Annotated in this window: 24 protein-coding genes and 1 pseudogene; 6 read left to right on the top strand and 19 right to left on the bottom strand. The window is 34.1% G+C overall.

Annotated elements, in window-relative coordinates:
- Positions 1–91 precede the first annotated feature (91 nt).
- Both KFZ70_RS06670 and KFZ70_RS06665 read right to left on the bottom strand, forming a co-directional pair.
- Positions 92–2,848 carry a TonB-dependent receptor gene (locus KFZ70_RS06670; protein ID WP_139695837.1) on the bottom strand — a complete coding sequence of 919 codons (2,757 nt, stop codon included), beginning with the start codon at positions 2,846–2,848 and terminating at the stop codon, positions 92–94.
- Positions 2,849–3,105: 257 nt separating this feature from the next.
- On the bottom strand, positions 3,106–3,486 hold the full coding sequence (locus tag KFZ70_RS06665) for a carboxypeptidase-like regulatory domain-containing protein (RefSeq protein ID WP_139695839.1): 381 nt from the start codon (positions 3,484–3,486) through the stop codon (positions 3,106–3,108).
- 244 nt (positions 3,487–3,730) lie between these two features.
- Here KFZ70_RS06665 and dgt point away from each other — a divergent pair, with 244 nt between their 5' ends.
- Positions 3,731–5,071 carry a dGTP triphosphohydrolase gene (gene dgt, locus KFZ70_RS06660; protein ID WP_139695841.1) on the top strand — a complete coding sequence of 447 codons (1,341 nt, stop codon included), beginning with the start codon at positions 3,731–3,733 and terminating at the stop codon, positions 5,069–5,071.
- 17 nt (positions 5,072–5,088) lie between these two features.
- Here the strand turns inward: dgt and KFZ70_RS06655 are convergent, their stop codons facing one another.
- The 8 genes and pseudogenes from KFZ70_RS06655 to KFZ70_RS06620 all read right to left on the bottom strand — a co-directional run.
- The gene (locus KFZ70_RS06655; protein WP_139695843.1) at positions 5,089–5,883 is read right to left on the bottom strand and encodes a DUF1853 family protein; all 795 of its coding nucleotides are present in this window, start codon (positions 5,881–5,883) and stop codon (positions 5,089–5,091) included.
- A 6-nt stretch (positions 5,884–5,889) separates the two neighbouring features.
- Positions 5,890–6,789 carry a metallophosphoesterase family protein gene (locus KFZ70_RS06650; RefSeq protein ID WP_139695845.1) on the bottom strand — a complete coding sequence of 300 codons (900 nt, stop codon included), beginning with the start codon at positions 6,787–6,789 and terminating at the stop codon, positions 5,890–5,892.
- 70 nt (positions 6,790–6,859) lie between these two features.
- The gene (locus KFZ70_RS06645; RefSeq protein WP_139695848.1) at positions 6,860–7,576 is read right to left on the bottom strand and encodes a 3-ketoacyl-ACP reductase; all 717 of its coding nucleotides are present in this window, start codon (positions 7,574–7,576) and stop codon (positions 6,860–6,862) included.
- 32 nt (positions 7,577–7,608) lie between these two features.
- The gene (locus KFZ70_RS06640; protein ID WP_139695850.1) at positions 7,609–9,132 is read right to left on the bottom strand and encodes a Dabb family protein; all 1,524 of its coding nucleotides are present in this window, start codon (positions 9,130–9,132) and stop codon (positions 7,609–7,611) included.
- Positions 9,133–9,160: 28 nt separating this feature from the next.
- Positions 9,161–9,649, bottom strand: a complete 489-nt coding sequence (locus KFZ70_RS06635; protein WP_139695852.1) for a heme-binding protein — start codon at positions 9,647–9,649, stop codon at positions 9,161–9,163.
- Positions 9,650–9,740: 91 nt separating this feature from the next.
- Positions 9,741–10,313 carry a Crp/Fnr family transcriptional regulator gene (locus KFZ70_RS06630; protein ID WP_139695854.1) on the bottom strand — a complete coding sequence of 191 codons (573 nt, stop codon included), beginning with the start codon at positions 10,311–10,313 and terminating at the stop codon, positions 9,741–9,743.
- A 145-nt stretch (positions 10,314–10,458) separates the two neighbouring features.
- Positions 10,459–13,917, bottom strand: a complete 3,459-nt coding sequence (locus tag KFZ70_RS06625) for a hypothetical protein (protein ID WP_139695856.1) — start codon at positions 13,915–13,917, stop codon at positions 10,459–10,461.
- Between the two features lie 141 nt (positions 13,918–14,058).
- Positions 14,059–14,268 (bottom strand): annotated as a pseudogene (locus KFZ70_RS06620) (acyl-CoA dehydrogenase family protein); the annotation flags it as partial.
- 83 nt (positions 14,269–14,351) lie between these two features.
- Between KFZ70_RS06620 and KFZ70_RS06615 the strand changes: the two are divergent.
- Positions 14,352–15,227 (top strand): hypothetical protein, encoded by an 876-nt coding sequence (locus tag KFZ70_RS06615; RefSeq protein WP_139695858.1) that lies wholly within the window; start codon positions 14,352–14,354, stop codon positions 15,225–15,227.
- A gap of 23 nt (positions 15,228–15,250) precedes the next feature.
- Here the strand turns inward: KFZ70_RS06615 and KFZ70_RS06610 are convergent, their stop codons facing one another.
- Both KFZ70_RS06610 and KFZ70_RS06605 read right to left on the bottom strand, forming a co-directional pair.
- Complete coding sequence (locus KFZ70_RS06610) at positions 15,251–16,429, bottom strand: acyl-CoA dehydrogenase family protein (protein WP_139695860.1); 1,179 nt, start codon at positions 16,427–16,429, stop codon at positions 15,251–15,253.
- 110 nt (positions 16,430–16,539) lie between these two features.
- Positions 16,540–17,199, bottom strand: a complete 660-nt coding sequence (locus tag KFZ70_RS06605) for a tRNA1(Val) (adenine(37)-N6)-methyltransferase (protein WP_139695862.1) — start codon at positions 17,197–17,199, stop codon at positions 16,540–16,542.
- Positions 17,200–17,464: 265 nt separating this feature from the next.
- Here KFZ70_RS06605 and KFZ70_RS06600 point away from each other — a divergent pair, with 265 nt between their 5' ends.
- From KFZ70_RS06600 to KFZ70_RS06590, 3 genes are all read left to right on the top strand, one after another.
- Positions 17,465–17,935 carry a DUF2383 domain-containing protein gene (locus tag KFZ70_RS06600; protein WP_139695864.1) on the top strand — a complete coding sequence of 157 codons (471 nt, stop codon included), beginning with the start codon at positions 17,465–17,467 and terminating at the stop codon, positions 17,933–17,935.
- A gap of 176 nt (positions 17,936–18,111) precedes the next feature.
- Positions 18,112–18,552 (top strand): DUF2383 domain-containing protein, encoded by a 441-nt coding sequence (locus KFZ70_RS06595; RefSeq protein ID WP_139695866.1) that lies wholly within the window; start codon positions 18,112–18,114, stop codon positions 18,550–18,552.
- Positions 18,553–18,738: 186 nt separating this feature from the next.
- On the top strand, positions 18,739–19,191 hold the full coding sequence (locus tag KFZ70_RS06590; protein ID WP_139695868.1) for a DUF2383 domain-containing protein: 453 nt from the start codon (positions 18,739–18,741) through the stop codon (positions 19,189–19,191).
- 53 nt (positions 19,192–19,244) lie between these two features.
- Here KFZ70_RS06590 and KFZ70_RS06585 read toward each other — a convergent pair whose 3' ends face one another.
- From KFZ70_RS06585 to KFZ70_RS06565, 5 genes are read right to left on the bottom strand one after another with little or no spacing between them, the layout of a single operon-like run.
- On the bottom strand, positions 19,245–19,595 hold the full coding sequence (locus KFZ70_RS06585; protein WP_139695870.1) for a hypothetical protein: 351 nt from the start codon (positions 19,593–19,595) through the stop codon (positions 19,245–19,247).
- Positions 19,577–20,128: a GNAT family N-acetyltransferase gene (locus KFZ70_RS06580; RefSeq protein ID WP_139695873.1), complete on the bottom strand. Its 552-nt coding sequence runs from the start codon at positions 20,126–20,128 to the stop codon at positions 19,577–19,579. The genes KFZ70_RS06585 and KFZ70_RS06580 overlap by 19 nt, the downstream gene beginning before the upstream one ends.
- 53 nt (positions 20,129–20,181) lie before the next feature.
- Positions 20,182–20,883: a DCL family protein gene (locus KFZ70_RS06575; protein ID WP_139695875.1), complete on the bottom strand. Its 702-nt coding sequence runs from the start codon at positions 20,881–20,883 to the stop codon at positions 20,182–20,184.
- 9 nt (positions 20,884–20,892) lie between these two features.
- Positions 20,893–21,387 carry a MepB family protein gene (locus tag KFZ70_RS06570; protein WP_139695877.1) on the bottom strand — a complete coding sequence of 165 codons (495 nt, stop codon included), beginning with the start codon at positions 21,385–21,387 and terminating at the stop codon, positions 20,893–20,895.
- Positions 21,388–21,397: 10 nt separating this feature from the next.
- Complete coding sequence (locus tag KFZ70_RS06565) at positions 21,398–21,922, bottom strand: GNAT family N-acetyltransferase (protein ID WP_139695878.1); 525 nt, start codon at positions 21,920–21,922, stop codon at positions 21,398–21,400.
- 188 nt (positions 21,923–22,110) lie between these two features.
- Between KFZ70_RS06565 and KFZ70_RS06560 the strand changes: the two genes are divergently transcribed.
- The gene (locus tag KFZ70_RS06560) at positions 22,111–22,443 is read left to right on the top strand and encodes a single-stranded DNA-binding protein (RefSeq protein ID WP_139695888.1); all 333 of its coding nucleotides are present in this window, start codon (positions 22,111–22,113) and stop codon (positions 22,441–22,443) included.
- A 35-nt stretch (positions 22,444–22,478) separates the two neighbouring features.
- Here KFZ70_RS06560 and KFZ70_RS06555 read toward each other — a convergent pair whose 3' ends face one another.
- Complete coding sequence (locus KFZ70_RS06555; RefSeq protein ID WP_139695890.1) at positions 22,479–23,300, bottom strand: alpha/beta hydrolase family protein; 822 nt, start codon at positions 23,298–23,300, stop codon at positions 22,479–22,481.
- A 1-nt stretch (position 23,301) separates the two neighbouring features.
- Positions 23,302–25,812 carry a glycoside hydrolase family 2 TIM barrel-domain containing protein gene (locus KFZ70_RS06550; protein WP_139695892.1) on the bottom strand — a complete coding sequence of 837 codons (2,511 nt, stop codon included), beginning with the start codon at positions 25,810–25,812 and terminating at the stop codon, positions 23,302–23,304.
- Positions 25,813–25,828 lie beyond the last annotated feature (16 nt).

Here is a 25,828-nt window from a genome sequence, read left to right as displayed (position 1 = left end):
TTAAGTATACAGGCCAATGTTAAGCCTATGTTTATAGATTATAGTCCATGATTTAATATAAAAAAAGCCTTCCAAATTGGAAGGCTAAGTTTTATAAATTAACAGAGAGTCCTGCTGAAATGGTAACACCTTTTTTATAAGTGTTCATAGTCAGTTTTTCAGGAATATCCCTATAGCGTTCAAAACTTGGATTCAGTAAATTTTTAGCGTTGAATTTAACTCCAATTTTTTTATTGAACTTATGGCTAAACACAAAGTCTATTATTGGTACCGCTTTTTCTATAATATTTTCTTTAAAGTTTGTACCAATACTAAATACTTTATCACTTTGATAGTTGAAAACTAATGTTGAAATAGTTTCTTTATCATTGTTAGTAAACTTGTATGATACATCGGCATTAATAGTAAAAGGTGATGCCCCTTCTAATTGTGAATTTGTCCCTGTGTAATTAAACAGCGTATTATTTGTATTAAACTTAAGATCTGTGTGCATGATAGTGGCGTTTGATCCAACACTTAAAATCTGAGCTTTATTTTCATCAATTTCATTATCTAAAATATCTACTTTAGCTTCAATTTCAGCACCAAAAACGGTAGCATCACCAGAGTTATCAAAAGTAAAATCACGTTCAACAGCCGAATTTCTTTCTAAACGGTTAATTGAATTTTCAATTATTTTACCAAACAACCCAACTGCAATTAATTCTGTTTTCTTTGGAAATAATTCAAACTTAATTTCAGCATTGTAATTATCTGATGGTAATAAACCTGGATTACCAGATTCTTGATAGTTGATACCTTCATAGGTAAAAGGAGCTATTTCTTTAAACTGTGGGTACGTGTATGTTACACTACCAGATGCTCTTAAATTAATCTTATCATTTAACTGATATTTTAAATTTAAAGCAGGTAAAATATATTGTTTATTTAAAGCAATTTCACTGTTGTTTGAAAAGCCTGGAAAGTCTATGTTTGTATCCCATGACACGTTCATTTTTACGTTTTCAGCTCTAACACCAACATTTGCAGTAAATTTTTCTCCAAACCTGTAAACCAAATCTCCATATCCAGCATGAATCGTTTTATCTGCATCATAAAGCTGAGGCAAATAAGTTTCTGGGTCCTCATTATTTCTTCCTCTTGAGGTTTCTACACCAAACACACCATCATTTAAGTTTGTTTGATTGAAAGTTGCATCAAGATTATCTACATCTACAAATGTAGTTCTTGGACTGGTGAAGTTGTGATCAAAATAGATACCATCAAACTTTCTTTTTGTGTATCTTCCGTTATAACCAAAAGCTACTTGCCCTTTATTTTCTAATCTACTCTCACCTATGTATTTAATAAAATTCAAATTTCCAGCGATATCTTCTTCAAATAAATTACCATAAAATCTACTATTATCTCTTACTGCGTTTTGTGAAATTCTGGTTCTGTTAAAGTCATTTTCAATAATGAACGTATTTTTTCTTCTGTCTGGTTCATCATTATAAATAGCATTATAACTAACACCAGCATTGATGTCAAAAGATTCTCCTATTTTATGTTCAGATAGCAACTGATTAACAAAAAGTTTGTTTTGTACTTCTGTTTGAAGGATTAAATTTACCAAACGGTTATCATCTTCATCACGCCCAATATCAGGTGTAGTTCCAATGAAATCTTCTATCGTTTGACTATTAGAGTGTATGAATAAATGGTTATAGCTAATCTTGTTGTTGTTATTAATTTTATAAGCTAAACTTCCCATCAGCATGTTGGTTACACCATAGTCATACGTTTGAGTGTCAAATTGTGTTCCTACGTTACCTACATCAACTATATTTTCTGATCTACCTTCCTGATAGTTATATGCATTACTGGTTGAACCAACAAGAAAGATGCTGATATTGCTTTCATCAGAAATGTTAATTTTGGTTCCGTAGTTTAAGCTTAATCCGAAATTAGGATTCGCTTTTATTTTGTTGGGCGAATAACTATTATCAAAACTATAAACCGTTAAATCTCTAACTTGGTGATGGGTGTTTTTTACGGTTCCGAACCAGTTTGAACCATCTATAGTTTTAAAATCTTTAAATGTAGTCTGCGTATTCATACCCGTTGAGACACCTATTTTAAAGAATGATTTTCCCGACATTTCTTTACTCACTATATCAACGTTAGCTCCAGCAACATCTGAAGAAATACTAGAATTGAAGGATTTTGAAATTCCAACATTCTGTATTATTCCTGAACTAAAAAGAGACAAATCAATGTTTTTGTTTCTAGGGTCGTTTGATGGAAGAGGCAAACCATTTAAAGAAGTACTATTATATCTATCTCCTAAACCTCTAACATAAATTTTACTTGAACCTTCCTTTCTGTTAACACCTGTTACTTTCAATGTAGCATCGGCCGCATCAGAAACGGCTTTCTTTTCCAATTCTTGTGCACCAATAGCTTGCTTGATAGTAACTGCCTTTTTCTGTTCAAGTAATAAAGCAGTTTCACTCTCGCGTTTGGTAGTAGTTGTTATCACAACTTCATCAAGAGAAGCTGCACTTGCACTCATGGTTACATTCAATTCGCTAACATTTCCAGCCGTTATTGTTACAGGAATTTCTTGAGTTTCATACCCTACAAAGCTAAAAACCAACACATAATCACCTACTTGAAGATCATTAAAGGCGTAAAGACCATCAAAATCTGAAGTGGTTCCTTTGGTCGTACCTTTTATAAGTACGTTAGCAAAAGCTAGTGGCTCGTTGTTATACTCTTTATCTGTAAGCTTACCAACTACAGATCCTGTTTGCGCATAGGTGAAACCTGTGATAAACAGTATTAACAATATCGTTATTTTTCTCATAATTTTTGTCTAGATTTCTTGGCGCAAAGGAACTACCGTTTTGTAAACATAGCGTTACCTCTTGGTTAAAGAACGGTAATAAAAGTGTTAGCTAAACGTTAAGACTTTCTCTTAAAAGTCAAATTTCATTACAATAAGTTAACATCAATATATTTGAGAATAACAAGATGCTTTATAATAAAAAAGCAACTTCCGTATAGTTGGAAATTGCTTTTATCTAATTTTATTCTAATTTCTTATTCTAAACCAACTAGAATTTAGTTATTTACAGTATTGCTTTTAGAATTATTACTTGCTAAGGCTGACACTAAATCGTCTAATGATATAGTGCTTGCAGCAAGTTGTAAGGTTACATAAGTGCTTTTGTTGTTAGTAACTTGAATTTTGGTTTCTTTCGTTTCGTATCCTACAAAACTGTACACCAAAGTATACTCTCCTGCTTTGATATCATTAATTGCAAAGTGCCCGTTTTCATCTGAAAGCACTTCAGCACCTGTTTCTTTAATAGAAATTTTTCCAAATATAAGCGGCGCGTTATTTGCCTCTAAATCTTGAAGGTTACCTTGTATAGTACCCGTATTTTGTGCAAAACCGAAGGCTGAAATAAAAAAGGCTACTAAATATATATATTGTTTCATTAGTTACAGTCTAATTTTTATGCAAAGAAACGAGCTCAAAACAATTTAAGTGTTACCACAAGTTTAAACATCCATGATTAAAATGTTATCTTAATGTTAACAGCATTCTCTTTTTAAATCCCAAAGACGCCATTTAAAAGATATATTTGAAATCTATTTTAAATTTAAAACACCCTTTGAAAAGCGTGTTTTACACTAATTTTTTCAAATACTTTAGTATATTGCCTGCACTTAAATGACGACAATGAATTGGGAACAGTTACTATCCTTAAAGCGCTTTGGCGACACCAATAAACGTATAAGAAAAGAACAAGATGAAACCCGACTGGGCTTTGAAGTAGATTATGACAGAATCATTTTTTCTTCAGAATTTAGAAGTCTTCAAGACAAAACACAGGTCATCCCGCTCTCTGAAACAGATTTTGTTCATACCCGTTTAACACATAGTTTGGAGGTAAGTGTTGTAGGACGCTCCCTTGGCCGACGTGTAGGCCAAAAGCTCTTAGAAAAGCACCCGCATTTGCAAAAGGTACACGGTTATCAAGCCAATGATTTTGGTGCTATTGTTGCGGCCGCAGCATTAGCTCATGACATTGGAAACCCGCCATTTGGACACTCTGGTGAAAAAGCTATTGGCGAGTTTTTTATAAACGGTTCTGGCAAAGCATTTAAAGATCAATTAACCGATAAAGAATATCAAGATTTATGTGATTTTGAGGGTAATGCCAACGGGTTTAAAATTTTAACCGAACACAGGAAAGGGCGCCTAGGGGGATTACGTTTAAGTTACGCCACACTCGGCGCTTTTATGAAATATCCAAAAGAATCCTTACCTAAAAAGCCATCACCACATATTGCTGATAAAAAGTATGGTTTTTTTCAGTCTGAAAAGGAGATTTTTTTAGAGGTTGCTTCTGAATTAGGATTAATAAAACGAAGTACTGAAAGTGTGAGCTTTTCAAGACATCCTTTGGCTTATTTGGTAGAAGCTGCAGATGATATTTGCTACACCATCATTGATTTTGAAGATGGTATTAATCTAGGTTTGATTCAGGAAGAATACGCTCTTGAATATTTATCAAAAATCATTAGAAATACCATAAAACCTGAAAATTACTATGCGTTGTCTACGAAACAAGATCGGATAGGCTATTTACGCGCTTTGGCTATTGGAAGCTTAATCAATGAAGCGGTAGACATATTTATGAAACACGAAGATGCTATTTTAAACGGAACGTTTGATTGCGCTTTGTTAGATAAAAGTCAGTACGAGGCTCAAATAAAAGATATTATTAAAATTAGTGTGGAAAACATTTATCAATCAACAGAGGTTATTGATAAAGAAATTGCAGGATATGGCGTTATCAATACCCTTTTAACCACCTATACCAGAGCCATAAATAACGGTTTTAATAATACCGCTTCAAATTATGACTCCCTAATTTTGAAAGGATTGCCAGACACTATTCATGTAACAGAACCCAGTTTATACAAGCGTTTGTCAAGTGTTTGTTATTACGTGTCTCTGCTCTCTGATAGTAAAGCAATTTTAGACTATAAAAAAATAAAGGGTATTGACTTCTAGCTTACCGGAGTAATTGACTACCACCAAACAAAAAAGGCCTTTTGAATCACCCCATTTTTAAACTTAACCCAAAATAATGCTGCATACTGCTCTGCAATAAATGTTTGGGCTAAGGTTTTAAAATTTTGAAAGCTAAGCCAATTTACTTGGGTACAGGGCTCTGTTAACCAATCTTTTTTCTTAGGCACATAGAACTTGCCGTCTTCAAGGTGTCTTAACTGGTTGCTATTAATATAAAATCCTTTAATACAATTATTGTTTAGCAATTGCAGCTGGATATGTTGACCAAAAAAAGGAAGAAACAATTGTGCTTTAAAGTATACCCGCTGTTCCATAAGGTTAACATCTAGATTAAAAGTTTCTAAATAGGGCGCACAAGCTTCAGAATATAGAAGCGGTAACTGTTTCTTTTTTAGTTTTATCAACTTTGTTTTTAATGCATCTTTTCGGTTCGGCCCAATAAAATGATCTATTTCTGTTTCACCTACCGTTGGGTCATAGACGTAAAACTTATAGATAACTTCTAAATGCATAGGAGTTTCTTTTTGGACCAATAAAAAATCCAATTCACCAAGTGTTTCTTTGCCCTTTTGAATTTGAACATTTTCTGCTACAATAGTAATATTGGGGTTTTGATGTAGTTGAAAAGAAACCAAACGCTCTACATATTTCCCTAGCCTTAAGGTTTTATCAAGATGTATGTTTATTTGACTTATGGTTGTCTCAATTTCAAACTGAGCTAAATCAAAAACCGTATTTTTTTGCCATAAAACAGGTGTATTGACAAACCCTTTGTAGTGCCTTTGAATCATAACCTGTCAATCTGTTTTATAATCTTCAAGTTTTCGTGGCCCCTCTAATAATGTTCTTACTATTTGAAGGGTTCCATCTTCTTTGGTAGAAATCTGCCATTTTATTAAGGAAATTGAACTATTTTCTATTTCTATACCTGTAATACTTCTAGGGTGCACACAACTTCCATCGTTAAAAAAAGAAATATCTCCTGGTTCCGGAAATCGTGGTCTATGTGTATGGCCTACTATTGTGAGCAAATTGTTGTGATCTGCAATCCACTTTTTGGTTCTACGCTCAACTTTTATAAGTTCTTTGTAGTTTTTTGCAGGACTGGTAGGATCTGCAACACCCATAAGGTTTAAAGGTTTCCATAAAATTCTCACCATAAATCGGCTCCATTTCCAAAACGTATAGTTCCACCAATCGGCTTGATGACCATGCGTTAAAAACACCTCCTGCTGTGTCTTTTTATGTTTTAAAACAAGCCCCTCGTGATATGTTATGTTTTTAAAAAGCGAAACGTCTTCTCCTGTTTTCGGTTCAAAATAAGTAGACAAGTGTTCCTTAACATAATTTGCATCTCTGTAAACCATATCATGATTACCCCAAATCATGTGTAATCTACCCGCAGTGTGAAAAAGCTTCATAAGTAAATACACATTTTTGTGCGCATTAAAAATAGAATTGAAGGATAGGTTTTCCCAAAGTTCATCACCATCACCTAATTCGCAATACGTAAAACCCTCTGTATAATAATATTTTAAGGCATGGTAATATATATTCCTGTTATTAGCAAAATCATCGGCAAAACTGTTATCACCTCGATGACAATCACTAAACAGAATGAACTTACTATCGTCATTGAATTCAATAACTTTAGCATTTTTATAAGCCCGATCTAATCGTTTTTTTGATGAAAACATAAAGTAAATGTAAAGAAAAAAGCGTTTCACCAAGAAACGCTTTTTTTATATTATTTTTAAACAATGTCGACTAAGGATTAGTAGTCCATAACGCAGCACTTTTCAACATAGCCCGTCTAGGCAACTTTAAACCTGAAACAATTAATTCTGCAAAATCTTCTGGTTGCAGTACATTTTCAGAACCTTTTTCAAGCATCCCCAAGTCAATAGTCATTTCGGTTTCAATAGTACTAGGAGTTAGCGTCACCACCCGAATATTATTTTTACGAACTTCCTTCATTAAGGATTCAGACATACCTATAACACCAAATTTTGATGCGCAATAGGCTGAAATATTAGGATTACCACTTAATCCGGCAGTTGAGGAAATATTGACAATATCACCTTCGTTCTGGCTGACAAGATAAGGAAGGACCTCTTTAGTTACATAATACATCCCCATAAGATTGGTTTGTATCATGGCACTCCAATCTTTTACCGACATGTCTAAAAAAGAGCCAATACCCGCAATACCAGCATTGTTAACCAAAATATCAACACCGCCTAAAGTATCAACGATATGCTCTATACTAGATTTAACCTGATCATAATGACCAACATCAAATACCGAATACATAGCCTTTACCCCTAAAGCCTCTATCTCTGAAACTGTTTCTTTTAAAACAGCTTCATGTCGCCCTGTGATGGCTACATCAACACCTTCTTTAGCGAAAGCTAGTGCTGTAGCTTTTCCTAAGCCTTTACCACCCCCAGTGATGATGGCTTTTTTATTTTTTAAATTGTTCATTGAATTTATATTAAATACGAATAGACACTTTATTATTTTTCGGTCCAATAATCCATCACAACAGCATCAGCAAAAAAAGGCGCATAATTATTAATTAAGGCTATATGGGCTTCGTGAAACAAATATTGCTCTCTGGCATGTTCATCTTTAAAAGTAATCACAAAAGAATGTGTTAATCCTTTATCATGACCTTCAGTACTATCATTCACTCCCCATTCAAATTTAGCTATTGCTGGTATTTTATTCTTAAGATCAACAAAGGCTTGCACTGCTTCTTCTACTTTTTCCTTCGGAGCATCTTCCTTATATTTAAGATGAACAATATGTTTTAGTTCCTGACCTGTTCTATCAATTTTAGGGGACACTTTATAACTTACAACTTTTCTTAAATCAGATCGAAAAGACCCTGCAATTAAAAAATTGTCTTCTCCGATGCTATGGGATTTTAAGCCATAGTATATAGAAAAACCTGTTTCTAAGTAGTTAATAGGTGTAAGATTTCCGGCTTTATCAAGTTTACAAAGTTGGATGCTTGCATCATCTCTAGTTCCTACCGCAAAAACAGCTTCTTCACCGTTGTTTGAAACCATTTCAATTCTTGTTTGTCCCTGAAGCCTGGTTGTTTCGTCATCCTTTAAAATAGTATGTTCCACCAATGCTCCTTTGTTATCGACCTTAAATACAGTTACGGCATCACCATGATAAACAAAATTTGGTCTTTTTATAAAACCATTACGCTTATAATACTTATGGTGTCTGTGGCCAACCACCACATAGTAATTATCTCCAAGCTTGGCTCCAGTAACAGGATACGTACCTGTTAAATACCTGTTTGTAGTATTATCTCCAATATTGTTAATATTTTTAAAGGTGCCATTGTTGTACACTCTAAAACTACTTATACCATTATCTTGAAATCCGCCAGTATATAGATACGTTTTTCCTTTTATGTTGTGCACGTACATCCCAATAATACCATCGGTAAATATGGTGTCGTCATCCTTCATGGATTGTACATGGGTTAATTTTCCATCATCTTCAATTTTAAATGAACTTAGTCCTGGCGTATCCTCTAAACCTCCTACAAATAGGTATGAATCAGATTTCATATGAATAACCTGTAAGGTTATGGCAACGGCAAGATGGGTTTCATCAGTATCTTCAACCAAAGCTACACGCTCTAAGGAGCCGTTATCTAAAATCTTGAATGTTTCAATAACATTACCATATTTATTGGCTACAAAAAGAAAATCGGTACCATTAATATTATCTGCTACCATGCCTCGCGCCGGCCCTTTTTGCTTGTACAGTTCGTGTTTGCTAATTGGGGTAAGTATACCCTCCTTATCTATTCTGTAAACATCAACGTCGCCAATGCCACCTGCATAAACGTAATGAACGCCTCCTTTTTCATAACTGGTAACGGAAACGGTATTGGTACCAGAAATACTTTTAAAATCTTTTCTGTAAAGCATCAAATTGTCGGCATCTTGCCCAAAACACAAGTGAGTTAATACTATTACAGCCAATAAGATTGCTTTTTTAATGCTATTCATAATATATGTCTTTCTTAAATGTAGTCTGTTAATCTAAAATCACTTGTGCCCCAGCTGTAGCAATTGCTCTATCTTGTTCAATAGTACCGCCACTAACACCTATAGCTCCAATAACCTTACCTTCTTTATTTTTGATAGGCAACCCTCCCGGAAAGGTCATTAACCCACCATTTGAATGCTCTATGTTATAAATAATACCCCCGGGTTGGGTTAATTCTCCTAGCTTTCCTGTATCAATATTAAAATACCGTGCTGTTTTTGCTTTTTTTATGGCAACATCAATACTACCTAAGTAGGAGTCATCCATTCTAATAAACGCTTTTAAATTCGCTCCAGCATCGACTACTGCAATATTAACCAAAACATTATCGGTTTCGGCCATTTTCTTTGCTTCTAAAAGAACTTTTAAAGCTTCTTCATGAGAAATATCACTACTTATTTGACCATAGGTTACGTTTGTTAAACCGATGAGTGCCACAATAAGCACCAACATTTTGAATTGTTTTAGTACGTTCATAATTAATTGATTTATAATTTCAGTGCAAAGTTTACAAATGAAATTGATAAAATAGTTGAACTTGTTCAACAGTGTGTATAAGCTGTCTTTTTTAAGTACTCTTTTTAAATTTACTTAAAAATTCATGGGTTACCCCCAAATAGCGTGCAATTTGTTTATCCGTCAGTTTTGAAGCAATATGAGGATAAGTGTTAATAAAATACTGATAGCGTTCTTTCGCGGTTAAGCAATGATTACGAATTAAGCGCCGTTGCCACGCTACCAAAGCCTTTTGAGACATCACCCTAAATAACTTTTCTATAACAGGAAGTGACTCATATAATGATAGTTTATCTTGCCTATCTATGAGAAGTACCTGACTGTCTTCTAAAGCTTGAATATTTAATTGGGAAGGATTTTGATTCATGAAGCTATCAATATCCATGAGCCACCAGTCTTTGGCTGCAAAGTATAAGGTGTTTTCGTTTCCTTTTTTATCTATTGTAAATACTCTAAAGCAACCCTCTAGAACAAATCCTTCAAACTTGCAAATCTCACCTTGTGATATTAGAAAATCCTTCTTCTTAATAGTGGTCAAAGAAAAGTGCTTACAAAACGTCTCAAGGTCTTTAGCATCAATCTGAATATTTCTACGAACATTGTCTTTTAGAAGCTGATCAATCATTTACGAGTAAAAATTTTCCAGAAAATTACTAATTTTTCTGAACATGACACGTCTTGTTTTACAACACAACTTTAATTTAAAACAACAAAAAAGCAGGATTAAAAACCCTGCTTCTTTTATAAACACTATATAGCTAAACACAAATTTAACTCGCTTTTTTAAATAGTGGGTCAGCACCAATGGTTCCAACCAATTCACTTAGATAGGCGTCAGATTTTACTTTTTCATATGAAGCCTTTACACTATTCAGACGACTTTCAATATCCATTTCCTTAACCAATTCGCTATTTACAGAATTTGATATGAAACCTTCAAGGTATGCGATTTGAGATTCATGGAATTTAATGTCTTTTTGCTGTTTTATTGCTAAACGCTCTTTATACCAATCACTATTCAATACAGCTTCGCGTGTAAATTGCTGGCGTAATTCAGGATCGCTAATATCTTTACCCTCAAAATGCCCATAAGCCATAATGTGTAATAAGATTTGAAGTGGAGGAATTGCAGCCTCAACACTTCCATCTTCGAAATAATTTCGTGCTACTTTAGTTTGGGCTTCAACAATATTGTTAATACCATCAACATAGTCTTCCATGCCTTGAAGTTCTGGCTTGAGCATACGCTCACTAAATACCGCTGTAGGTTCATCAAATATGCGGTTTAAGCATAATAAGTTAAACATTCTGGTAATTCTATATCCTAATCGACTAGCCAATACTTTTTGCCCTTCGTATTCAAAATCTTCAAGTTTTTCCAAAGATCCGTTGTTCATAAGGTTTTTAGGATCTCTGTCATCAGGTGTCATTCTTGCCCAGATTTCAGGAATTAATAAACTCACATCATGGTCAATTTTGTTTTCAGCACCAACATAACCGGCAGCCGTACTAAAGCCGTTAGATTCTGTTAAGATATGTGATAACAGTGCATTATTTAAGTCTGTTGTTGGTGTTAGCATATTAAATGGTGCTTTGGTTAAAGCTCCTTCAGAACCAGCACCAGTTGTTGAAGGCGATTTTCCCGTTAAACTACAAATAAAGTCCATGAACAATTCAGGGGTTTCTTGGTAGTGAATAGGGTTGTACACGGCAAGAGGTCTAATACCATTTGCTTTATCAACAGGGTTGTTTCTTCTGCCAGGTAAAACGGCATTTACAACATGAACGACTGGGTTTTCTGGTTCAATTTTTCTATGAAGCCTTACACCAATATCTGCAATATAAGAAGCTTCGGTTTCTTCATAGAATCTATTTGGCTCTAAATAACGTGGATTTTTAGTTGGCAAACCATCTTCAATAATTCTTGGGTGTGACGGTAACACAAATTGAATGTCATCACTTTCATTATTGATGATATCTAGAATGAAGTCCTTAACAGGCTGTGTATATTTATCAAAATTAATCGTGTCTTCATAGATGTCAATAGCATCTTGTTTGGTCAACATCTCATAGTTTGTCAAGAACCTTCCATTTGAAATTATATCTAATTCTGCACCTTTATCATAGCCTCTTACAATAGCTTCATCTGGTCTTTGGAACAAATGTGCCTCACAGTTTGTAAGTACTTTTACGCTAGGGTTTGTATACTCTGGGTTTAAATCTTTTAACTGTTGTCTTGGTAAGGTTATTGAGGCAGAAATATCATCTTCTGTTTGAATTTTTTCACTGGCAGCAAAGTCTGAACGCAACTTGTTTAGCATCCAAGTGCCTTGTTGATTAAACCCAATACGCACATAACTACCAACTACAGGATTGTTATTATAAATCAATGATGTTCCTTTTACTCCGTTAACAATTTCAACAGACATCATATCTTTCCAGTTTAAGTTTCCACCATGTGCTTGTCTGAATAATCGTTTTACAAACAAAACTAATGAACGGATATGGACAGGAATATTCTCTAGCCATTCGTTAAATTCATCAGAGTTTTCTTCTGAAGGTGTTAAGAGTTTTACAACAGAACCTAAAGTTCTATCTTCACTTAGGAACGATCTTGATTTTTTTCTGTTAGGATCTTTTACTCTCCAACGTGTAGAATAATCAAATTCAATAATTTCATCCGCTTTTTTAAAGTCTTCTTCTATATTATGAATATTAAATGTACTGTAAGTGATAGCGTTTTGCATAGATTTTGAAATCTCTGATTTTCCACCACCAGAAACGGTACAAGGTTTGTGGCAAAATACCCCTTCTGGAAAAGTTTCAACAATACGCCATAAATTGATGGTCTTATGCTTTTCAAGCTTTAGTTTATTACCAGAAGGATGTACATAGGTTTTAAAAGGCGATAAGGTCAACGCTTGTGTTTCACCATTGTATTCCCAGGTAATATTGTTAGTGTTAATATTAAAATACGCTGATTCTGGTAAATAAACAATGTTCGTATACTTTTTATCAACCGCATAGTTTTCAGGTTTTATTTCAATGCGATCCGCTAACAGTCTTTTTACATCTTCAAAGGAGTGGTTGAGTCCATAAACTTCAGAATAATCAGCACCATTTACCGTGTCACCCATAATACGTCTTGCGTAAGCTATGGCACCTCCAGCATGTTCTTCTTCTAATAAACCATAAAGGTTTGCAGAGTAGCTAATCTGGGTCTTTATCTCTTTTTTAGAATAGCCATAGTAGTTGTCAGCAATGAGCGTAACAACAACACCACGTTCATCTCTACAGGTTAGTTTGAACGCAGAACCATCATTGTAGTACTCATTTTCATCCTGCCAGCACATACCATCTTTTCTTTGGCGTTCTGTAGCAACATCAAAATGTGGCAGACCAACATCTTTCTTTTTTAGTTTTAAAAGTTGTGGTGCTAAAATAATACAACCTGTATGGCCAGTCCAGTGTTCTGGGTCTAGAGCTGCATCATTATGAGCTAAATTAGGATCACCAGCGTTACCAAAAATATTCTCCACAAAATCAAGATTACTCACTAAGTTGCCCGGAGCAAAAAAACGAACCTCTAATGATTTTTCTGAAACAACACCTTTTACTTCTGGACAAACCACAGGTCGTAATAACATAGAGACCATAGTTTTTGCTTTGTCTTCTTGACTTGAAGTGAATGGTAAGGTATTCATCTCATCAGAAGGATTAAAAGCTGCATTCAAAAAGTGTGCAAGCACCACTCTTGGTACTTCTTTTTTGTCTAGAGGAACAGGCAAAGGACCTTCTACAATATGAAATGTGCCTTTTGTTGTTCTCTTGTCATGTAAGGGATTGTTTAAAATTCCTTGTTTTAAACGGCTAGATGTTACTAAATCACTTTTAAACGAATTTCCATCTGGCGGTAAGCTAATTTCTCTAGCTTGTCCTTTTTTCGATAAGATTAACGTGTTATTTGGTAATTTATATGATTTATCAACAGAAACGTCTTTTAGGTAGTCATCAATAAAATTTTGAATCCTTAAATCTGCAGGAGCTTGGTGTTCTGACAAGAGTCTAGATTTTTCTCTAAGACTCATAATTAAAGCTCTTGTGGATTTTTCAAATTCAGGATCACAAAATTTTTGGTCACTACTGGCTTTATCTTTAAAAGTTGGCTGTCCTAAAGCAGCAAGTTGCAAATTGACGAACTGAATAATGTCTTTTCTTGATTCTTCCATGATATAAAAATTACTTACAGAAACTCTGTAATTAGAATTACTCTACAAATTTACCAACCAGAAAAAGTAAAAAACCTGTCAAAAGTCAGTCTTACCAATATTTTTTAAAGAAAACGTTTGCGTAAAAAAAGAAGTGATAGTTTATTTAGAAACATTTAAACCTGTAACATCTAATCCTGTGATTAACAAATGAATGTCATGTGTGCCTTCATAGGTAATCACGTTTTCAAAATTCATCATATGGCGCATGATACTGTATTCTCCTGTAATACCCATACTGCCTAATACTTGTCGGACTTCGCGCGCAACAGTTATGGCCTTGTCTACATTGTTGCGCTTCGCCATAGAGAGGCTTTAGAAATTATGCGCTGTCACTTATATATTTGTAATAAAATTCCGCTACTTTTGTTTAAATTTTCAAATTGATAAATTAAATGAAAAGACTGTTTTTATTATTGATTCTATTTATGTCATGTGATAACAACTCTGATGATGGAATAGTTATTCCCGAACCCCCACAGAAACTACTTAATTCTATATCATTTGATGATGAAACCAATATTGATAGTCTGTTCTATGAAAAAGGCAGATTAGTTCTTAAGAAAGAATATGTTGGATCTGATTTTGTGGATTACAATACGTTTTATACGCGTAATGATACAGGACAGTTGCTTAAGGTTTCATATATGCATTCTTCTAGCACAGATCCGAGTTTTGTAAAGGATTATACTTATTACACTAACGGGAACCTTAAAACAATCAATAGATCAGCGAGTTATACGTATGATATATCTAACCAGTATTTCTCATATCAAGGGAGTCAGATTTTAATAAGGGTAAATAATGAACAGGAGGCAAGTATCATTGCTAATTTAGATTCCAAAAACAGAATTAAAGAGGTTCTGTTTAAAAAGAGTAGTTCCAACGCATTCTACAAAGGGAAGCAGTACTTTTATAATGAAGCGGGTAATGCCTATAAAATTATAGTGCAATCATCGGAACACGCAAATATTGTTGAATATAATTATGAATTTGATAATGCTGAAAATCCCTATTTATCTCTGGACACCGACTTACCTAATGGATTAACCCTTAATGTAGTGGAGTCTTTGGCCTTTCATGATAACTACTGGGAACCACGAGAATACCATCTTCCTTTTTTCAGTAAAAATAATGTGGTAAAATATTTTACCTCCAATTCTAGTAGCGATTACTATTATACATACACTTATAACGAGGACAACTATCCTATAGGTATTAAATACGAAAACTTTTTTAATAAGCCAACATTACTTCTGGATTACAAATAGTCACTTATAGCAACCGAATGTTACTACTTAAACGCATTTAAACCCGTAACATCTAATCCTGTGATTAATAAGTGGATGTCATGTGTGCCTTCATAGGTAATCACACTTTCTAAATTCATCATATGGCGCATGATGCTGTATTCTCCGGTAATACCCATACCGCCTAATACTTGTCGGGCTTCGCGCGCAATAGTTATGGCCATGTCTACATTATTTCGTTTTGCCATTGAGATTTGCGCAGACGTGGCTTTTCCTTCATTCCTCAACACGCCTAATCGCCAGGTTAGCAGTTGAGCTTTTGTAATTTCGGTAATCATTTCTGCTAACTTTTTTTGCTGAAGTTGAAACTGCCCAATAGGTTTCCCAAATTGTTCACGTTCCTTACTGTAGCGCAAGGCGGTGTCATAGCAATCCATAGCCGCACCTATAGCGCCCCAAGCAATGCCATATCGTGCTGAGTCAAGACACCCCAAAGGGGCACCAAGTCCAGATTTTTTAGGCAGTAGATTTTCCTTAGGGATTTTTACATTATCAAAAATAAGCTCTCCAGTAGCTGAAGCTCTTAACGACCATTTATTATGGGTTTCAGGGGTTGAAAAACCAGTCATACCACGTTCAACAATGAGCCCATGAATACGACCTTCTTCATTTTTAGCCCAAACCACAGCAATATTGGCAAAAGGCGCATTACTTATCCACATTTTAGCACCATTGAGCAAATAATGGTCACCTTTATCTTCAAAATGCGTCATCATTCCGGCAGGATTGCTGCCATAATCGGGTTCAGTTAAACCAAAGCAGCCTATCCATTCTCCTGAGGCCAATTTGGGCAAGTATTTTTTGCATTGCGCTTCTGTACCATATTTCCATATGGGATACATCACCAATGAGGATTGTACAGAAGCCGTACTTCTTATTCCTGAGTCACCGCGTTCTATTTCCTGCATGATTAAACCGTATGAAATTTGATCAAGACCAGCCCCACCATATTCTTCAGGAATATATGGGCCAAATGCGCCTATATTAGCCAGCCCCATTAATAATTGTTTTGGAAACGTTGCTTTTTGGGCGTAGTCTTCAATTATTGGAGACACCTCACGCTTTACCCATTCACGAGCCGCAGTTCTTACTAATTTATGTTCTTCAGTAAGGAGTTCGTCTAGGTTATAATAATCTGGAGATTCAAATAAATCGGGTCGCATATCAAAATCACTTTAACTAATGTTTAATAATAAAAAACAGAAAAACTATTAAAATTATAACAATAAAACCTTTCTGCTTCTCAAATTTACATTATTATTAGCGAGTTCAATTACATTTTTAAATAAAAATCTTTTGTAAGATCTATATACTTAGGCGTGTATTTATGTCTTTCAGTTTCAATAACCAACACATCTATTTCAACGTTTTTATTTTGAAATGAAAATTCAATACACGAGCGCTTAATTTCAGAATTTGGATTCCCTTTAACCTGAAGTATTCGGTTGGGATAGAGTTGATAATCTTGAGCCAGCCCAATAAAATTAGCTTCTTCATGAAATGGGATAACTACCGAAAACAGCCCGTTTTCTTGTAAAAGTTTTGATACACTAAAAAGTAACGTATCAAAAGGTAAAGCATCTTGAAATCGTGCCAAATCCCGTTGCAAATCATTAGTTTTATAGTGCTCAGCATAAAAAGGCGGATTGCAAATAATAAGATCATATGTATCTTCAATTTCTTCCGTAAATTCATCAAGCGAGGCGTGATAACAAAATAACCGATCTCCCCAAGGCGATGATTCAAAATTATCTACACATTGCTCATAAGCTTTATCATCTATTTCAATCGCGTCAATTAGTTCAGAATGACTCCTTTGAGCAAGCATCAGTGACAAGACTCCTGTTCCTGCACCAATATCTAATATTGAAAAGGGTTGTTGTTTTAATTGTGTCCATGCACCAAGAATAACACTATCTGTCCCTATTTTCATGGCACATTGATCTTGGTGTATTTCAAACTGTTTGAAGACGAAAGGGCTCAAGTGTATTTGTAAATTTTAGGATGTAAACTTACTAAATATTTTGGTTGAGATAAACCACTAAAAAATTACATCTTTATGATAAAGATAGTAGTTTATATTTGATTTTTGTTTGAACTTGGTTAGGGTTTTTGCTGTTTATTTTGTATCTTAAGAGTTGAATTTTGCAAGATTAACTTCTTATATGATTCTTGTTTCATACTTAAAACTTTAAGCCATGAAAAAAGCTAAACTAAACACAACACCATTAAATGAGCTCTTATCTATTAATCACTATGCCGAAAAACTATATTTAGATGCATTAAATGAGGTTGAGCATGAAGACTTGAAGCACTTTTTTCGAGCCATGGCCTTTGAACGCAATGAGTTTTGTAGGTTCATTGGTGCTGAAATAATACAATTGGGTGGTCACCCCAAATACCCTAGTATTACAAAAAATGATTCTAATATATTGTCCCTTAACTTTAAAAACAATAGGTTAAACAATGATTATAACGATTTGGTGGAACAATTAATCAGAATTAAAACGTGGAGTATTGATAAATATACTGAGGTATTAAAACAGCATCGTTTCTCTGAAGAACTTGTTCAATTACTTACCAATCAAAAAAACATTTTAGCAGGAAGTTTAAGAGCCATTAAATTAAAAGGCGTTTTATTTGACACCGTTTTGCGCCCTGCTAATTAGTGGGTCATGTTCTCTACTTCTAGATAAATAGACTCTTAATTGTTAAAAATTTAAGAGTTTATTGTTAAAAAACTGACAAAATTTATAAAAAGCGTATTAAACTCTGTTAAAAATCTAATAATCAGCTAATTCATCTGTAATTTTGTGCGTTTACTTTTTATTTAAGTTTTGTGATTATGAAGCACGCAGAGAGAATGTTGAAAAAATTAAATGACCTTATGGTCATGAATAATACTATAGAAAAGATTTATTTAGAAGTAGCTCATGAGCTCGTCGTTGCAGAGCAAAAAGCATTTTTAAAAAGGCGCGCTTATAAAAGAAGACAATTTGTAGCAGCCTTAAAGCTTGAAATTATAAAAATTGGAGGTGCCCCTGTTGCGCTTGAAAAATCCTCTTCTGAGTTTTGGATGAAATTTAAAACCCTATTAATCTATAGCAAAGATGACGGTTTATTAGATGAAATTTTTAATTTAAAAGCTATATGTGTTAAAAAATATAATGAGGCACTGAGTGAAATTAATATGCCTCTTTCTACTTGCAAACTATTATTAAAGCAAGTAGATGTGATTCAAAATGAAATGGGTAACATGAAAAGACAAGCCGAATTTATTTCATAAATGTAATTTATATTGAGTATATATTTAACGGCTAAGTTTTCATGCTTTAGCCGTTTTTTTATGACGGCATTGTTAAAAAAACAAAAAAACAATTAAAATTTGTTAATAAATATAATTTAACTTGTTTATCGAGGTTGTTAATAGCATGTAAGTATTAAGTAAATTGTGGTCGATAAAATTTGTGATATGAGAAACAAAGAAAAGGTTTTATTTGTTTTGAAAGATTTACTGGCGTTGAATTATCAGGTTGAAAAGTTATATACCAATGCTAGTTATCATGTTAACGGTGCTGAATTAGAAATATTATTTAAAGAAAGAGCCATCGAAAGACAAGAATATGCCCAAGGATTAAGGGTAGAAATGTTGAAACTAGGTATTGAGCCGCAAATGCCACATTCAGAATATGCTGGTTTCAGGCCTATATGGAGAAAGTTTAAATTTTTACTGTCTAACAATCAAATTGACGAACTATTAAGTGAAATGTTTTACGTGATGCAATGGAGCGTAAACAAATATAATTTGGCTATTAGTGAACCTGGATTACCGCTCTCCGTTTGTAAAAAACTTTTAAAACAACGCGATGCTATTGAGTCTGCGCATAACTCGATAAAACGCATAGAACATGAATTGGTAAGCTAATATGCAGGGTATTGCTTATATGTATTTTGAAGAGTAATTAAACAACTAGCTGACTAGTTTTCGCGTTTTACTAAAATATAATAGTCATTTTCAAGAGGCAAATACCCTTGGTCATAGACAAAATAATAAGTAGCACCAGCCTTAGTTGTATAAATGCTAGTAAAGTAGTTAAAATCAAAACCTGCTTCTATTAATTTTGCTCTTGATGTTTTCGTCTTTCTTTCAACATTAAGAGATTCTAAAATTCTGTAATTTTTACGCAGTCTGTTATTGGTGTTGCGTATTAAGTTTTTGCTGTCCTTATTTACTCTGTTGTTATAGGCATTTCTGCAGGCATCATCACAAAATTTTTTATCTATTCTACCTACTATTTTATTGCCACACTCTAAGCATTGTTTGTCCATAATCCCTTATTTTTAATATGATACCATCTTAAATTTAAACCTTCATTCTCAAAATAAAAGTCTTCCACATAGTTTAATCCAATTTTCAGCAAAACCCTATGAGATGCTTGATTTCCTTTTTCCGTAATTCCATAGAGCTGTTCAAGATTCATGTCTTTAAACGCATATTGTATTGCAGCCTTGGCCGATTCTGTAGCATAACCTTTTCCCCAAAAGCGCTTCTTTAAGCGATAACCAATATCGTAAAAATTAGAAAATCCGTTCATGGTGATTTCGGTATTCAATTTTAATCCAGACCAACCTATAAAATGCCCTGTTGCCTTTTCAATCGCGGCCCATCTGCCAATACCGAGTTCTTCATATTGCTTGATAACAGCTTGTATACGCTTTAAAGCTTCATCTTTCTCCTTTATCGGCTTATTTCCCAAATATCGCTGTACTTCAGGATCGGTATCCAGTTCAAACATATCTTCTAAATCGGTTTCCCTTATTTCTCTTAAAACTAATCGCTCTGTTTCTATGTGAAATTTCATAGGGGTTTAAATATTATCTTGGAATACAAGATTTAAGTTGTTATGCAATATTTTTATTCAATTGTCAAATCCATTTTTGTTTTCTCAATCCGTGCTTGATGTGCTTTACTTAAATTTAACTCTCTTTTTACTATTCGTAAAATCGCTTTTTCTTTATGATAATTTCTAAATTCAGTTTTTAGCTTTTGTTTTACCAACTCGTTCGGCCCTCCATTTATTTGCAAATATTCAATTTTTTCAAGGTCAAGTTTCTTAATTTCAATAAATCGGTCAACGATAACAGAAAAAGTATTTGGTTGTCTGTGGTCAACACTTAGCTCTTCATAGGTTAAAAACTTTCCTGTTTCTTGGCATTTTACTTTTCCATTTTTGTAATGGTCTCTAAAATAATTTTGCTTCACGTTTATTAAATCGGCTTGAATTGCTTGTCGGCAGGCAGCCCTAAAGTTTGCAAATTTATTTTTCGGTTTATTTATGCGTTTTGTATACGATATAAATTCGGAAGTTTCATCCGTTCTAACTAGCTCAAAACTTTTAGTATTAAATTTTGCCAGTCCAATACAAAAATGGTCAATTCCGCAACCAATTTTTTCTTTCTTTCTTGAATGAATTTTAAGAAGACAGAAAAGATTATCAAAATCTGACGTATTTAAAGTTTCGCCAATCTCGTAAGAATTTAAAATTTCTTTATAAAATTCAAGAGCTGCTTTTTTCGATGGAAATTTGCTTTCCCCTATTTTTATTGGAGTTTTCATTAGCAAGCTTTATTTTTCATTATACAATTCAATCACATGTTGTAAGTTGGTGGCACCGTTTATTTCATAAAAATATTTAAGTTGCCATTTTTGAGTCCGTTTAGCTTGTTTACTATTTACAATATCCCAATTTGGATATACTCTAAAAGCTCTTTTACCTTCTTTCTTTTTGGTTGACAAAATTCCTTTTTTAATCAGTACAGATTTAGGGAAGACAAATTGTCCAAACTTATTTTCAGTCTGCACATTTACCGTACAAAAATCAATTCGGTCATTCTCATTAAATGGTTCAATTGATCCATTTCCTATTCGTTTCCAAAACGTAACAAATTGTCCAGCTTTTTTTGGTGTTATTTTGGCATTTCTACTCAAAATATTTAAACCATTGAGTTGAAAACGACAGGCACTATATGCTTTGCTTTCCACTTCAGTTTGAAAACTCGAAATGTCAAGACAGCATGTGTCATAAATTTCTGTTTTTATTTTACTAAGATTTTTATCCATTAGCTCTATTTTATTCGTAAAATTCTTTTGGATATTCAACCATGCCATTAACCCCTTTCAATCCATTTTCAATCAGTTCAATTACCATACAATTCTCTTTAGGAACTTGAAACGGTAATTCAATGCCGTATTTATCTGCTTGTTCATAACCGAATTTTGGATAATAATTTTCGTGTCCAATCAGAACGATTGACGCATGACCTAATTCTTTCGCTCTTTTATGGGATTCTAGTATCAATTTTCCACCAATTCCCTTTCCTTGAAATTCAGGTAAGACAGAAACAGGTGCTAAAGCCAAAGAATCAAAATCATTCGTTTTATTCCTGATTTTCAGCTTTGTCAATAGAATATGTCCAACTATTTTTCCGTAAATTTCGGCAACAATTGATAGTTTAGGTATAAAAGCGTCAGACTTTCTTAACCTTTCAACTAGAAATTGTTCTGTATGGTCTGTAAATTCTACATGTTTAAATGCATATTCAATTACATTAAAGACTTCTTTATAGTCGTATTTAGTTTCTTGTCGTATTCGCATTTTTCTTGTCGCCTTCTGTATATAATGCCTAATATACAAAATATTATTCGTTTACAAACGACTACAAACACTTACAAACGAATTTAAACAAGTAACACCCGAATAACTCTTGAAACCTTGATGATCTTTGCCTTGTCGAAACATAAGAACTCGATAGTATCAATTGTTTAACTATTAAATTTATAAAAATGAGTACACTAAGAAACAAAGTACAATTGATTGGTAACCTTGGAAATGATCCCGAAATCATCAATCTTGAATCAGGAAAAACCCTTGCAAAATTTAATATTGCAACCAACGAAAGCTATACCAATAATCATGGTGAGCGCATTACAGATACCCAATGGCATAATGTGATTGCCTGGGGCAAAACGGCTCAAATTATTGAAAAATATGTAAGCAAAGGTAAGGAGGTTGCTATTGAAGGCAAACTCACATCAAGAAGTTATGACGATAAAGATGGCAACAAACGTTATATCACTGAAATTGTATGCAATGAGCTATTAATGCTCAGCAAATAAACCTTTTTTTGTCCGTAACCTAAAAAGAGATTTCTTTAACTAGAAATCTCTTTTTTTTGCTCTATTACACTGAAAAATTTCAAAGAATCTTTAACATGGTGTTCCCAATACACCCACTCATGTTTTCCTGAAAACTCTTGATAATCATGCTTAATATGCGCCTGCTTTAATCTTTGATGTAGCGTTCTATTATAATCAATCAGCTCATCACCAACACCACAATCAAAACGCAAAGGTGGCAAAGTATCTCTGTTTTTTATAATGGTTGACAACACGGATACATCATCTTCGTTATCCTGTTCAAAACTTTCTAACGGTTCTTCTACAAACAACCTCATTTGAGCCAATGCAGTAATTGAACTGTGCCCCGATATACCGCTAAATATACTCGGGTATTTAGCACCTAACCGTAACGCCCCATAACCACCCATAGATAAGCCAGCAATATAGACACTAGATTTTTGGGTCATCTCTGGTATATTTTCCTGAACCGCAGCAATGACATCTTCAACAATCCATTTTTCAAAATTTAAACTATGATGAGGCAAATAGGCTGTACCATCACCTAACAATCCGTCTGAAGGCATCGCAATTAACATGGGAGAAATGCTCTCTTCCAGAATTAATTTCTCGGCAGTTCTATGAACTCCAGCTTTTTGACTCCATATCCAGGCACTTCCATAAACACCATGAAGCAAAATGACTAATGGTATATCCTCAGAAATATTAACACTTGGAACATACAAACAAATATCACCTCGCCCTTTAAGATTTGGCGTTTTTACCGTAATGAAACGTAAATTATCCGATTCAAATTCCGGATTTGATAGTTCAGTAGTTCTAAATTTTGATGCCATTTTAATTAACTATTAATTGACGGTTCTCTCCTTTAAAATCTTCTGAAGTTACACGCACAGTTACCTGACCAGCTTTAGTGCCTTTTACATAAATAACTGCCTGACCGTTGAATAGCTTCCGTTTTGGTTTAGACAGGTTTTGTACATTGGTTGGATCTCCATTACCAGAAGCCAAAAATTCTGCTGCACCATTAACTTCCATCTGCATGTTTCTGTTGTAGTTAACACATAAATTTCCATCTTTATCTAATACTGAAACCACATAAACGCCTACTTCTCCTTTATTTATTATATCAATTTCGGGCTCTATTTTTATAGTATGAGGATTTCCAGAAGTATAGCGCACAGTTTCAGCAATTGGTTTTCCTTTAGAGTTATAGGCCACCACTTTTAGCTCGCCAGATTCATAGGCGACATCCTCCCAAACCATGGCATAAGCCTTTAATTGTACCATAGACGTTCCTCCGGAAGCTTCTTTTTTTATGTTATTTGCTAAAAAATCTGGAACTTCCTGTTTAACCTTTTTGCTAATACCATAGCTTTTTCCATTAACAAATAATTCTGCGTGTTCGTAAGTAGAGTAACAAACCACTGGAAGTGTTTTTCCTGTCATTTCAGGTAAAGTCCAATGCGGAAATACATGCAAAACATCTTTGTCTTCATGCCATTCGCTTTGATAGAGATAGAATTTGTCTTTTTCTAAGCCAACCATATCAACAGGAGCAAAGTATGAACTTCTTGATTTAGCAGTGTGGTAAGGCGATGGTTCACCTAGATAATCATAACCTGTCCATACAAATTCACCATAAACAAAATCGCTGTATTCTTGTGCAGCAAACTCTTTAAATGGTGCATAGCCCCAAGGTACATTGGTGTTTTCGTAATTTCCGGGTTGCCCGTCGGGGTATAGATGCACGTTCACAGAAGTACCCCTAGTATTTTGAAGTGTATCAAAAACAACTGGGAATTTATAAGAATTTCTTGTACTTAAGGCACCTCCTGTTTCGCTGGCATAGAATTTTAAGTTAGGATATTTTTCTCTTATTTTATGATAGATACCTGGTTTGTAGTTGAATCCGGCAACATCTACGGTTGATGCCATACCACTTTCTAAAGCATTGTTAGCCGAGTTAAATCCTGCTGTAGTGGCTCTAGTTGTATCTAACGATTTTACAATATTGTTTAAATACCCGGTGATATTGTTGGGGTCGTGATGATATTGTTCCATAATTTCGTTACCAATACTCCACATGATGATACTTGGGTGGTTTCGGTCTCTCAAAATCATATCAGTTAAATCTGTTTTAGCCCACAAATCAAATTGTTTTGAATATCCGTTTAACACCTTTCCTATTTGCCACTCATCAAATGCTTCATCAATGGCTAGCATACCCATTTGGTCACAAATATCTAAAGCTTCAGGCGCTGGCGGGTTGTGAGAAAATCTAATAGCATTTACCCCCATATCTTTCATCTTTTTCATTTGACGAACAAAAAGCTCCTTATGAAAGGCTGCACCTACAGGACCAAAATCATGATGCATGTTTACGCCTTTAAATTTTACACGTTTATTATTTAAATAAAAACCATCCAATTCAAATCGGATACTTCTTATACCAAACGGGGTGTTATAGGTGTTTATAACTTTACCTGATTTTAAAATAGTTGTTTTTATATTATAAAGATGTGGCGTTTTAATATCCCATAGCTTTGGTTTGGAAACCGTAAAATTTTCAGATAGTTTTGATGCACTTTCAAGCGTAATTTCGCGTGATTTTTGCTCTATTTGCTTTCCGTCAGGAGCTATAATTTCATTTACAACAGTGCATTTTCCGTCGCCAACAAGCTCCAGTTCCAAATTAACCTGAGCCTTTTTCTTTGTGATAACTGGTGTGGTTACAAAAGTCCCCCATGTTTTAACACGTGTTTTGTTTGATTTAATAATAGAAACTTTTCTGTATAAACCCGCTCCAGGATACCATCTAGATTGACTATTAAAATTCTCTAACCTGACAGCGACACTATTACTACCGGGCTTTAAGAATTTGGTGATATTAAAATAGAAGGATATATATCCAAATGGGCGTTCACCAACGTATTGTCCATTTACATACACCTTTGCATTGCTCATAGCTCCATCAAACATAAGCTGAACATCTTCATTTAATTCCTCGGCGGTTATATTATAAGAAGTTCTATACCATCCTATGCCAACATATGGTAAAGCACCTGTTCTTCCAGTTCTATATCTTGGTTGTGTTTCACCATCTTGAACCACCATGGTAAGTTGGATATCGTGTGTAAAATTAAAATCCTGTTTTACTGCCCAATCATGAGGAATGGTAACACTTTCCCAGTTGGAATCATCAAAATTTTCTTGAAAGGCAGCACCATAATCGTAATTGGTAAATTTCCAGTTTTTTAATAATTCAATATTTATAGATTGCCCTTGAATATGAATACCCCAGAACAGCAGTAGAAGCGAACCAATTTTTGATATGTTTTTTACCATTTTTTATGATAGGTAT

It is taken from the genome of Allotamlana fucoidanivorans, from assembly GCF_045788535.1.
Lineage (GTDB): Bacteria > Bacteroidota > Bacteroidia > Flavobacteriales > Flavobacteriaceae > Allotamlana > Allotamlana fucoidanivorans.
Note: the sequence above shows the minus strand (reverse complement) of the source record. Positions and strands in the feature narration are given on the sequence as shown.